The organism is Corallococcus sp. AB018 (assembly GCF_003986945.1).
In the GTDB taxonomy this organism is placed as follows: domain Bacteria; phylum Myxococcota; class Myxococcia; order Myxococcales; family Myxococcaceae; genus Corallococcus; species Corallococcus exiguus.
Map to the genome: position 1 here is coordinate 35,692 of NZ_RAWR01000050.1, position 11,780 is coordinate 47,471.

The 11,780-nt window shown below is 69.4% G+C and carries 10 protein-coding genes; 1 reads left to right on the forward strand and 9 read right to left on the reverse strand.

All coding sequences use genetic code 11. The features are described from left to right. Position 1 precedes the first annotated feature (1 nt). The 8 genes from D7Y11_RS13290 to D7Y11_RS13325 all read right to left on the reverse strand — a co-directional run bounded on the left by D7Y11_RS13290 (position 2) and on the right by D7Y11_RS13325 (position 10,982). Entirely contained in the window at positions 2–1,201 is a 1,200-nt protein-coding gene (locus D7Y11_RS13290) for a cytochrome P450 (protein WP_126933880.1), read from the reverse strand. Further along, entirely contained in the window at positions 1,198–2,712 is a 1,515-nt protein-coding gene (locus D7Y11_RS13295) for a condensation domain-containing protein (RefSeq protein ID WP_126933881.1), read from the reverse strand. The genes D7Y11_RS13290 and D7Y11_RS13295 overlap by 4 nt, the downstream gene beginning before the upstream one ends. Beyond that, on the reverse strand, positions 2,709–7,850 hold the full coding sequence (locus D7Y11_RS13300; protein WP_126933882.1) for a non-ribosomal peptide synthetase: 5,142 nt from the start codon (positions 7,848–7,850) through the stop codon (positions 2,709–2,711). The genes D7Y11_RS13295 and D7Y11_RS13300 overlap by 4 nt, the downstream gene beginning before the upstream one ends. A 143-nt stretch (positions 7,851–7,993) precedes the next feature. After that, positions 7,994–8,305, reverse strand: coding sequence for a hypothetical protein (locus D7Y11_RS13305; protein WP_120576800.1), 312 nt, complete (start codon positions 8,303–8,305; stop codon positions 7,994–7,996). Next, positions 8,302–9,174 carry a hypothetical protein gene (locus D7Y11_RS13310; protein WP_126933883.1) on the reverse strand — a complete coding sequence of 291 codons (873 nt, stop codon included), beginning with the start codon at positions 9,172–9,174 and terminating at the stop codon, positions 8,302–8,304. The genes D7Y11_RS13305 and D7Y11_RS13310 overlap by 4 nt, the downstream gene beginning before the upstream one ends. Continuing rightward, on the reverse strand, positions 9,171–9,737 hold the full coding sequence (locus D7Y11_RS13315; RefSeq protein ID WP_121752343.1) for a hypothetical protein: 567 nt from the start codon (positions 9,735–9,737) through the stop codon (positions 9,171–9,173). Before D7Y11_RS13315 ends, D7Y11_RS13310 begins: the two co-directional genes overlap by 4 nt. 125 nt (positions 9,738–9,862) lie before the next feature. After that, a complete protein-coding gene (locus D7Y11_RS13320) occupies positions 9,863–10,291 on the reverse strand; it encodes a DUF4833 domain-containing protein (protein ID WP_126933884.1) in 429 nt (142 codons plus the stop codon). Positions 10,292–10,409: 118 nt separating this feature from the next. Then, on the reverse strand, positions 10,410–10,982 hold the full coding sequence (locus D7Y11_RS13325) for a hypothetical protein (RefSeq protein WP_120576804.1): 573 nt from the start codon (positions 10,980–10,982) through the stop codon (positions 10,410–10,412). A gap of 209 nt (positions 10,983–11,191) precedes the next feature. On the opposite strand from D7Y11_RS13325, the gene D7Y11_RS13330 reads away from it, so the two are divergent. After that, positions 11,192–11,413 (forward strand): hypothetical protein, encoded by a 222-nt coding sequence (locus D7Y11_RS13330; RefSeq protein WP_126933885.1) that lies wholly within the window; start codon positions 11,192–11,194, stop codon positions 11,411–11,413. On the opposite strand, the gene D7Y11_RS43275 is transcribed toward D7Y11_RS13330, so the two are convergent. After that, positions 11,410–11,780, reverse strand: a 371-nt coding sequence (locus D7Y11_RS43275) for a hypothetical protein (RefSeq protein ID WP_158641935.1), incomplete at its 5' end; no start/stop codon positions are given. The two genes, D7Y11_RS13330 and D7Y11_RS43275, sit on opposite strands and share 4 nt — an antisense overlap.

The window sequence follows — 11,780 nt, forward strand, 5'->3', positions numbered from 1 at the left end:
CCTACCAGGTGACGGGCAGTTCGTGCACGCCGAGCAGGTTCTCATCCTTCTTGAAGCGGATCTCCTCCGGTGGCACGGCCAGCCGCAGCGTGGGGATGCGGTGAAAGAGCGTCTTGAAGACCACCTCGAACTCGATGAGCGACAGCGCCCGTCCCGTGCACAGGTGGATGCCATGGCCGAAGGCGAAGTGACGGTGCACCTCGCGTTGGAGGTCCAGCCGGTCCGGATCCTCGAAGACCGTCTCGTCGCGGTTGGCTGAATCCGGCTGGGCGAGGATGCCTTCACCGGCGCGGATGAGCTGGCCTCCAATGGTGACGTCCACCGTGGCCACGCGTTGCCGGCCCAGGTGCGAGACGTTGACGAAGCGCAGGAGTTCCTGGACGGCCGCGGTGATGGCCGCCGGGTCCTCCATCGCGCGGAACCTGGCCAGCTGCTCCGAGTCGAGCAGCAGCGCCAGCGTGCCCAGGCCGAACATGTACGCGGGCGGCCCGTGGCCCGCGTAGAACAGCGCATGGAACATGGCGGCGGCATCCGGGGCGCTCAGCTTGCCCGTCGCCACCTGCTCGGACACGACGCGACCGATGAGCGTGTCCGTGGGCTCACGCAGGTTCGCCTCCACCAGCGCCAGGAAGACCTCATCCAGTCCGGCCAGCGCCGCCGTCGCCTCCTCGCGTGACGAGGCCCGGGAGCCGATGGTCCGACTGAGGACGTGCAGGCGCTCCGCGCCGTCATGGGGCACCCCGAGCAGGTCGCAGATGACGCGGATGGCGACGGGCAGCGCGAACGCGGCCATCAGGTCCACCGGATGCGGGCCCGCCAGCATCGCGTCGAGCGCCTCATCCACGGTGCGCTGGATTCGCGGCCGCAGGGCCTCCATCCGCCGGGGCAGGAACTCCTGCACGAGCATGGCCCGCTGCACCCGGTACTCCGCGTCCGGGCGAAAGAAGAAAGGCAGGGTCCGCTCCTGCCGGGCCGCCGAGGAGGCGGAGATGTGCGGGAACCCTGGCAGCGTGGAGTCCAGGACCATCCGGGTATCGCTCAGGACCGCGAGCACGTCCTGATAGCGACTGATCAACCATGCCGTGTTGCCGTTGAACAGCCGGACCGGACACACCGGGGCCTCCTGCCTCAACCGCTTGTAGTCGGCGGGAGGCTCCAACGGATGCTGCCAGTCCTTGGGAAACGGATAGGAATTGCTCATCGGGAAGCTCCTGTTCGTGTCAGCAGGGCTGCGGCGCCCGCCACGGTGGGATGCTGATACAGCTCACGCAATCCCAGGTCCCGGTCCAGCTCGGTCCGGACCCGGGCCGCGATTTCAATCAGCTGAAGGGAATGGCCGCCGAGCCGGAAGAAGTCGTCGTACGGGTCGACCGAAGCGACCTTCAGCACGTCGGCGAAGATGCGGGCCAGGTGTGCCTCCGTCGCGCTCCGGGGCGGACGCAGGCTCGTCACGCGTGCGTCGGGGCTCAAGGTCCGCAGGACCTCTTCGTAGGCCTCCAGCAGACCTTCGATGAACGCGAGGTCGAAAAGACTCTCATCGAATTCGGCCCACACCGTGCACAGGCCATCGGAGCGCTCCTCGACCCGCAGGGTGAGCTCGAACTTCGCGGAGGGGAGGTCCAACAGCAGCTCCGTCACCTCGCAGCCGTGCAGGGCCAGCGCTCCCGCCGTGTGGGGCGGATGGTAGGCGAAGTTCACCTGGACCACCGGAGACCGCGTGGGGTCCCTGGGAGGCGACAGGTCCTCCACGAGCTGCTCGAAGGGCAGGTCCTTGTGTGCGTATGCGTCCGCGCTGGAAGCGGCCACCCTCGTGAGCAGCTGGCGGAAGTCGGGGTCGCCGCGCAGGTCCACTTCCAGCACGACGGTGTTGACGAAGAACCCGAGCACGCGCTCGACCTCGGGCAGGTCCCGGTTGGCCACGGCCAGCCCCAGCAACACCCGCTCACGTCCCGCACGCTGACCGAGCACGAGGCCACACGCGGCGGCCAGCACCGTGAACACCGTCTGTCGTTCAGCGCTCGCAAGGGCGTGCACGGACCGGGCAATGGCGGCGGGCAGCACGCGATGCGCACGGCGTCCCTGGCCCAGCGCGGGCCGCGGGGAGACGAGGTCCAGGAAGAGGGGGACGCCGGACAGCCGCTCACGCCACCAGCGCGACAGGGACTCGCGCCGTGAAGCGGTGAGCTGCTCGCGCTGCCACGCGGACCAGTCCACGTACTGCACGGGCAGCTCGGACAGGCCCGTGGGTTCGCCCAGGACCGCCGCGCGGTAGGCGAGGGCCAGTTCCTCGGAGAAGACCTGAAGCGACCCGCCGTCCGCCACGAGCAGGTGCAGCGCGAAGACCAGGAAGTGCGTCCGAGGCTCCAGCCGGAGCACGGTGAGCCGCAGCAGCGGTCCGTGCTCCACGTCGAACGGACGGGCCGCCTCTGCTTGCGCGTGGCTCAGGGCCTCGGCTTCGGTCGCCACGTCCACGACGTGGAGAGGTGCCTGCCCAGCCGGAGAGAGGTGCTGCCGCGTTCCCAGGGGGAAGACGGTCCGCAGTGGTTCGTGCCGGGCCACCAGCACGTCCAGGGCCTCCCGCAGGGCTCGCAGGTCCAGCGGCCCCACCACATGATGGCAGCGGACCGTGGCGTGGGCCGCGCCGGTGGGGTCCATCCGGTGCAGGAAGCACAACCGCTGCTGGGCGAAGGACATCGGAAACGCGGTCGTCATGCGCGCGGCAATCGCTTGATGGTGGTGGAGGCGACCGGCGCCACGGTGAGTGCGTCGGCCAGTTGCGCGACGGTGGGTCCCATGAGGATGGTCGCGAGCCCGACCTCGCGCCCCATCATCCGACTCAACCGCGAGGCCAGCCGCATCGCCTGCAAGGAATGCATGCCCAACGCGAGCAGGCTCTCGTGGACATCCACCCGGATCACACCCAGCAACTCCGCGACCACCGCCGCGATGCGGACCTCGGTTTCGGTCCTGGGCGCCGTGAAGGGCGCTTCAAAATTCCGTGGGGTCGAGGTGGGCAGCCGGGAGCGGTCCACCTTTCCGTGCGGGGTCAACGGCCACGCCTCCAGGACCACGACCTCCGAGGGCACGAGGTGTCCCGGCAGCCTGCGCGCCAGGTCCTCGCGCACGGCCTGCGCGGCCACCGCGACTCCCGGCTCGGCCACCACGTAGCCCACGAGGCGGGGCTCCTCCGCGCGCGAGTCGATGACCGCGAGGGTGTCCGCCACGCCGGGATGTTCGGCCAGGGCTGCGCGCACCTCCGCCGGCTCCACCCGGAAGCCCCGGACCTTCACCTGCTCATCGCGGCGGCCCAGGAACTCGATGATGCCTCCCGGAAGCCACCGGCCCAGGTCTCCGCTGCGGTAGAGCCGCCCGCCAGGATGCGTCGCGAGCGGATCCGGCACGAACCGCTCCGCGGTGAGCTCCGGCCTGCCCCGGTACCCCCGCGCGAGACCATCCCCTCCGATGCAGATCTCCCCCACGGCGCCCGGCGGCGCCACCTGCCCGGCCGCGTCGAGCACGACGACGTGGGCATTGAACAGCGCCCGGCCGATGGGCACGTTCGTGGCCTCCGGATCATGCCCTTCGTCGAGCTTGTAGGCGCTGGCCATGACGGTGGCCTCCGTGGGGCCATAGGCGTTCGTCAGCTTCGTGAAGCCCGCTCGCTGAAGCGTGCGGAACGCCTCCGGGGGAAAGGCCTCCCCGCCCACCATCACCCGGTCCAGCGCGGCGAAGGACTCCGGGGACTCCGCCGCCAACCGGGGCAACACCACGGGGGGAATCACCGCATGCGTGATGCGCTCCTCGATGAGGCACCGGGCCAGCGTGGGCACGTCCCAGACCGGCGGCAGGAAGTGGACCGCGGCGCCGTTCAACAGCGCACCCCAGACCTCCAGCACCGAGACATCGAAGGAGACCGACGCCATCGCCAGCATCGTCTTGCCCGGTCCCAGGTCCTCGGCCAGGGCCGTGCGGTGCAGGAGCGACACGACCGAGCGGTGTTCGATTTGAACGCCCTTGGGCTTGCCCGTCGAACCGGAGGTGTAGAGGACGTAGGCCAGGTCCGACGGACTTCCCGAGGGCAACGGCGGACCGGACTTCGGGGGAAGGTCGTCCAGCACGATGGTGGGGAGGCAGGTGAGCCGGTCCGTCAGCACCGCCGTGGTGACCAGGGCGTGGGCCCCGGCATCCTGGACGAGCGACTCCAGGTAGGCCGGTGGCGCCTTCGGATCCAACGAGAGGAAGGCCGCCCCCGCCATGAGGCTTCCCAGCTGGGCCACGACCAGCTCCGCCGAGCGGTGGATGCACACCGCCACCAGCGACCCTTGGCGGACGCCCTGGCCTCGCAGGTGGTGCGCCAGGGTTTCCGCCCGGCGCGTCAGGGCTTCGTACGTCAGCACGGAAGCGCCCGCCTTCACCGCCGGAGCGTCGGGCGAGAGCCGGGTCCAGTGCGCCAGCAGCTCATGCACCCGATACGAGGGAGCCTCCGTCCTGGCGCCCACGCTGACGAGCGCGCGCTGTTGCGCTTCGTTCATCAAGGCCAGCCGGGACACGCGGGTATCCGGCGCGGCGGTGATGGAGCGCAGCAGCTGCTGGTACGCGGACAGCATCCCGGTGATGAAGAAGTCCTCGAAGAGGTCGGAGTCGAACTCCCACGAGAGCAGGATGCCGCTCAGGGAGGACCGGGGACTGGAGCGCACGGTGCTGTCGGAGCGGGGAATGGTTACCAGGTCCCCGGCGAACCGGCTGATGTGTCCCGGTTCGGCGTAGAGGGGCACCGCGACGACGGACAGCTCGAACTTGGCGGAACCATTGCTCAGTCCCTCGACGATGGTGACGTCGAGCGGGGACGCTTCGAGCGAGCCCACTGACGAGTCATGGAAGTTGAACATCGTCTGGATCAACGGATTGAGCCCGCCCTGAAGCCGCGCGGGTGACTCCGCGAAGATGTGCTCGTACGGCAGCTCCTGGTGGTCGAAGACCTCCAGCGCGTTGCGCCGCACCCGCGCCAGGAACTCCGTGAAGGAGGGGTCCTCGTGCAGCTGTCCGCGCAGCACCACCGTGTTGACGAGCATGCCCAGCAGGCTCTCCGTGTCTTGCCAGCGCCGGTTCGCGACCGCGGTTCCGACGAGGAGGTCCCGCGAACCGGTGTAGCGGTGCAACAGGACGAAGAACGCCGCGAGGAGCGTCGTGAAGAGGGACGTGTGGTTGCGGTCCGCCAGGTCCTGCAACCGGCGCGCGAGCTCCGCGTCCAGCTCCATCCGAGGCGCCACCCCACGGAAGCGCCGGGTCCCGGACAACGCGCGGCGCGGGAGCTGGAGCTGCGTCTGCGCGCCCTCCAGGGACTTGCGCCAGAAGCGGCGCTGCACATTCGCGGCCTCCGTGCCCACCCACTCCCGCTGCCAGCGAGCGTAGTCGTAGTACTGCACGGACAGCGGAGGGCGGCGCACCTGTCCGTGGCGCACGTGGTCGGCGTAGCCGTTGAGCAGCTCGCGGACGAAGACGTTGAACGACCAGCCGTCATGCACGACGTGGTGCTCGACGTGCACGAAGAGGTGCTCCTCTTCGCCCACCTTCAGGAGCCGCCAGCGGAACGGCCGGCCCTCCGCCAACACGAAGTGCGTCTGGACCGCCTCGCGAACCGCCTCGCCCACCCGCGCTTCCAGCACGTCCTCGCCCACGCCACTGAAGTCCTGGAGGGGCACCTCCACCGCCCAGGGCGGCTCCAGTTCGCAGCGCAGCTCCCCATCCACCTCCGGGAAGCGGGTGCGCATCACGTCGTGGCGGCGGACGATGTCCGTGAGGCTCGCGTGCAGCGCGGCGATGTCCAGGGCCCCCGCCAGCCGGAAGACGGCTTGCGTGTGGTAGGCCCGCGCGTCCGGGTTGAGCTTGTGCATCAACCACACGCGCTCCTGGCCAAACGACGGAGCGATGGCGGCCCCCGCCTCGCCTCCGCGAGGGCCCAGGTCCACCCCACCCTGCCCCTGCTTCAAGCCGGTCGCGAGCTGGGCGACCGTGGGCGACTGGAGCACCGCGCTCAACTCCAGCTGCGCGCCCAGGACGCGGCGCACCCGGGCGACGAGCTGGGTCGCGAACAGCGAGTGCCCGCCCAGTTCGAACAGGTCGTCATGCCGCCCCACCCGCTCCATCCCGAGCAGCGCCGCCGCGATGGCCGCCAGGGCCTCTTCGGCGGGGGATTCCGGCGGCTGGTAGCCGGTCCGCTCCATCCGCTGGGGACGGGGCAGCCGGGCCCGGTCCACCTTGCCGCTCGTGTTCAGCGGCCACGCGTCCACCACCACCATCACGTCCGGCACCAGATAGCCGGGCAGCCGGCGGCGCAGCTCCGCGCGCACCGCGTCGCCCGACAGCACCGCACCGGCGACCGGCATCACGTAGCCCAGCAGCCGCTCCCTCGTGCCATCGACGAGCGCCACCGCGTCCCGCACGTCCGGCAGCGCGGCCAGGGCTGCCTCCACCTGACCCAGTTCGATTCGCGCGCCGCGGATCTTCACCTGGTCATCGCGGCGGCCCAGGAACTCCAGCGTGCCGTCCGGCAGCCACCGGCCCAGGTCGCCACTGCGGTACAGCCGTCCTCCCGGCAGCGGGCCGAACGCATCCGGAATGAACCGCTCGGCGGTGAGGCCCGGCAGGCCCAGGTAACCGCGTCCGACCCCGTCGCCTCCGAAGCACAGCTCACCCGGGACTCCGTCCGGGACGGGGTGCAGGTGCTCATCGAGCAGGACCACGTGGTAGTTCGAGATGGGACGGCCAATGGGCACGCGCTCGCCGTCCACGGAGCGCACGGCCTGGAGCGTGCTGGCCACCGTCACCTCCGTGGGGCCATAGCCGTTGATGAAGCGGTGCTGCGAGCCCCACTGCCGGACGGTCTCCGGCAAGCACACGTCACCCACGCTCATCAGCATCTGGAGGTCGGGGAAGCCCCCCGGTCGCAGCGTGCGCAGGACCGTCGCGGGCAGCACCGCGTGGGTGATGCGCCGGCGCACCAGCACCTGGGCCAGCGGCTCGCCGGAGAGCTGTGCCGCATCCAGGGTCTCCAGCCGCCCGCCGTTGGGCAGCGCCAGCAGGACGTCGAACAGGGACGCGTCGAACGACGGGTGGAAGTACTGGAGCGCGCGCGTGTCCGGCCCCAACGCGCCCAGGAAGTCCCGCTGGGCGTGCAGCAGGTTGGCGACCCCGCGATGCTCGCTCATCACCAGCTTGGGCTCACCCGTCGAACCGGACGTGCAGATGATGTACGCGAGGTCCTCCGGAACAAGCACCGCGTCGTCCTCCCGCGACGCGACGGAGCCCGCTTCGGCCCCTGCATCCAGGAAGGCGACCCCTGGCACCGCGCTGTCCGGCGAGAAGCCCACCACGAGCGCCGCACCGACCTTGCGAACGATGTCCTCCCGCCAGGCCTGCGGATGCGATGGCGACAGCGGAAGGTAGGCCGCGCCCACCTTCCAGACCGCGAGCGCGAGCTCAACGAAGGAGGGGCCCCGGTCCAGCACGAGCGTGACCACGTCACCCCGTCCGATACCGCGGGCTCGCAGGTGCGAGGCCAGGGCTCGGGTGCGCGCGTCCAGCCGCGCATAGGTTGTTTCAGTGGTCCCGTCCGAGAGCGCCACGCGGTCCGCGTGCAGCCGGCATTGCTCCTCGATGACCTCCACCACCGAGCGCCATGGACCGTGGTCGACCCGGGAGTCCGGGACGCGCGCGACCACGTCCCCGCCCTCCCGCGCCACCGCTGTGTTCCGGCCTTCCAGCGCCCAGGGGCTCTTGCGCCGCAGGCTGGCCAGCAGGCGTTCGTACTCGGTTCCGGTGACCCGGGAGGAAGGGGGCGTGGAGGTCATGAGAGGGCTCCTGATGCAATGACTTGCACCTGGGCTCTCCGCGCGGAGGCTCGCCGCCCGGCAGCCCGGTATCCCGGACCTCTAGCACGCGAAAAAACACCGCGGTGCCCTCATTCGGAAACATCCCAAGCGGGCCCGCTGCTTCAGAGCACGTCGTTCTCCACCAGCGTGGCGAAGATGCCCAGACCCAGGAAGGCCACGCCCAGCACGATGTAGAGCACTGCCATCCCGAGGGCCCGGCCCCCCGTCGCCTCCATGTGGGGCGAAGGGTAGGGATCCAACGGGTTCTTCGGCAGCTGCGAATGCATGGCCTTGCCGAGCAGGCCCGGCCAAGCCCCGGAATGGGCGGGGTTCACGACCGTCATCCGCTTGCGCACCAGGGCCCGCACACCGGACACGAGGAAGAACAGGCTGAAGCCCCCGGTGATGATGAGCACGGCTGGATTGAATTTCATGGAACGGGAGCTTCCTCGGAGCCGGCTCCAGCGTGCAAGCCACGGCCGTATGCCGCGACTCGCTGGCCGCGCACCTGGAGCCAGAGTGGCACCTCCATCGTCTTCGCGTGCCACGTCCCGTGCTCCCACAGCCCGTCCTCACCCCAGCAATCCCCATGGTCCGCCGTGACGAGGATGGTCGCCTCGCTGAAGGCATCGAGCAGCGGCGCGAGCCGGGCGTCGATGAACTCCAGGCAGGAGCGCTGTCGCGACTCGCAGAGCGCACGGCTGTTGGTCTGGCCATAGGGAACGCAGGGGTTCTCCCCAGGGCTCCAGGAGGCCCCTTCATGCCAGTAGGGCACATGCGTCTCGCCGGCATTGAGGAAGCAGAAGGCGGGAGCGTCGCCGGTGGCAAGTTCCTTGGACAGCCACGCCAACTGGCTGCCCAGCGCGGAGGGTTCTCGCGGGTAGAAGAAGCGCTGGAAGTCCTGGCAGAGCCAAGCCCCGGTGGGTGTGCCGGGGTCGAACCAATCGACAGCGCCCGTGCCCACCGTGCGGTAACCGAGCTGGCCGAACCCGTCGATGATGCTGCGCCCCGGCAACAGGAAGCCGTCCCGGGGCGTGGCGCGGACCTTTCCATTCACCAGCCGGAAGAGGCGTCCCCACTTCGGGTCGAGGAAGGGCTGCTTCAGGCCCGGAACGCCCGGCGTGGTGCCCACCCACATGGCCGCGTGCGAGGCGAACGTGAAGTGGGCCGGTGCCATGGCCCGGATGGGCAGGCCCAGCCGGGACAGCGAGGAGCAGGTGGCCCGCACGGCCGTGTCATAGCGAAGCGAGTCCAGCGTCACGAGCAGCACGCTCTCCGGCGGCAGCTTGCGAAGCTCCGTCATGGGCAGCCTCGGGAGGCGGGCTCCTGCACCAACTCCATGAAGCGCTGGTGCAGGATTTCAAATGAGGCCACTGCCTCCAGCCGCTCGGCACGCCAGCCCGGCGGGCCCTCCCAGAAGCCCTGCGCCTGGTCCTGCTCAAGCATCCTCCTGCCGTCCTCGTCGATGACATTGGAGGAAACCGGCGGATTCCAGTCCGGCCACGGAGTGTCCGGCTTCTGGCGTGCGGCAAGCCGCTCGAGCCTGCGCGCATGCGGCATGGCCAGCCAGACGGTGAGCAGCGGGATGGCGCGCTCCTGAAACGCCTGCCGGACGGCGGCCCGGTGGATGCCGGAGCCGGAGAACTCGAAGATGCCCCGGGGCGTGCGCGAGCAGGCGCGGAGAAACCAGGCCCTGGCGAAGTATTCCCCTGCGACAGTGCCGTCACCGTGCTCGCGGCGGAAGCCGTCGATGTGGACGTGGGGTAACTCCCAGCGGGAGCACAGGGCCTGCGCAAGCGTGGACTTCCCCACTCCAGAGAGCCCAATGAGGAGGATGCGCGGCGGCACGGCGACTGATCCGGACATTTCCAAATTCCTCCCCACGGCGGCAGGCACATCATCCTAGCCTCACCCCGCGCTCATCCGGGTCTTGCAGTCCCTTGTCCGCTGCTCGCCTGTGTCCATGACACGTCGAACAGCTGTCAGCCGTCTCACTGGCGGATCAGCTCATGGACGGGCTGCCCATCCGGTCCCACGCCATCCAGCCGCACGAAGTCGACCGTGAAGGGCCAGGACGTCTTCACGAAGACGTGCTCCAGTCGGGAGACGCTGTTGCCCAGCTTCGTCCACGCCTGGACCTGGCATTTGCCATCGACCCGCGCGGTGGTGATGTCGATGGGGCGCGAGGGAAAGGCCTTCAGGCTCACCCGGACGCGCCAGCCCTCCGCGGTGGCTTCGACCGTCTGCGAGTCCTCCAACCCATACACGGGTTGCTCGACCCCCAGCAGCTCCTCCACCTCCGAGGGCCCGCGCTCCAGCATCCGCCAGTACACGTGCACGGGGCGCGTCCCCACGGGGCGGCAAGCCTCGTCCAGGCTCAGGGCGTAGTGGACCTGGTTCCGGTTCTCGCTACGGGACAGGAAGAAGGCGGACTGCGATGGGAGGGGCGCCCCGGCCGCGGAGGCAGGGTCGCGACGGTCGCCAGCGCAACGGCAGTGAGAGTGCCGAGCCTGGCTTCAGGAAACATGGGGGTTCCCCCTACTCCTTGACGACGCGGACGGCGGTGAACGCGCGGCGGACATCGCAGTCGTAGTCCTCGTACTCCGAAAACGAGTTCCCGCTGTCCTTCACCCTGTACGTGCCCGTCAGGGTCAGGGGCATGGTGGTGGTCTCCGGAACGGCGTCGAGGGTGCCCTCCAGCTCGAACTCGTGGATGACGCCGAACGTGTTCGTGTGGTGATTGCCACTGGCCTCCACCTTCCGGCCACCATTGCCTTTGAAGAAGCCCGTCAGCCACCGCTGGCCAATGTCGATGTTGAACCAGTCGTTGGAGGAGTCGTACTGGTGCCTGATGACCATGGGTTCCGTGGGCAGGGTGGCTTCCAGGCGCCGGCAGCCTTCCGGCAACTCCGAAGTGTCCTCGAAGGTCAGGGTGTACGTGCCGGAGATTTCACAGCCGCTCGTACAGTCCGGCTTTGATGGCCCGCCGCTACCACAGCCGCCGGCGCCCATGCCGCTGCCCATCGTCATCATCGCCGTGGCCAGGAGGACGGGGAGTCGCAGGTAGGTGACGACCTTCGAGGAACGGCGCTGGGAGGAAGACGTCTGCATGGGAGGCTCCGGTGTTGGGGGTTGAAGGGCTGCGGACAATAGCCAGTCAGCCACGGGTCCCCAAACGGGGTCCCCCGCACCCCGTGCCCGGCCGGCGTCCCGAGGTACGCTGGCAACGCACGAGGGCGCCCCGGTGCCCTCATCCTCCCAGGGAGAACGCATGAGCCCTCGTGGAGCCGAGGTTTGCCTTCTGCACGTACGCGAGAGGCATGAACCCCATGCGCCTGCGGGACGGGGAGTCCGTCGGCCCCACCGGGGCCCGAATCACGCTGAAGGTGAAGCCGCTCGAAGTGCTCCTGGGCCCGCGGACGAAGGCCGCGGATCAGCAGCTCAAGTCCTATTACTGCCTCCAGCGCGCCGTCGGAAACATCCCCCCGGAAGCAGTCACCGTCCATGCCGCGTTCTTCGAATGGCTGGACTGTGGCCCCTAGGCCTGCTCAACCGGCCGACCTTTTGCGAGGGCCTCCTCCACCTGTTTTCGACACTCCTCGGCCGGAGCCTCGTATTTGTAGTCCGCCAGCGCTTCCGCCCGGGCGGGGTAGAAGAACCGGAGGCTCGCCCACCCATGCCTCCGCCGGTCCCCTGACTCGGACCGCAGCAGTTGGAGGATGGGCTCCTCGTACTTCGCCAGGTCCTCGCCGCGCTGTGCCAGCTCCGCCAGAATCAGATGGGAGATGAAGTACTCCGCCTCCAGGCGCTGGCTCAGTGACGCAGGGTCCGCTCGACGCAGGTCGTTGTTCAGGAACCTCGCGACGAAGAAGAACGGAAGTCCTCCGACCCCGTAGCCCACCACCCATC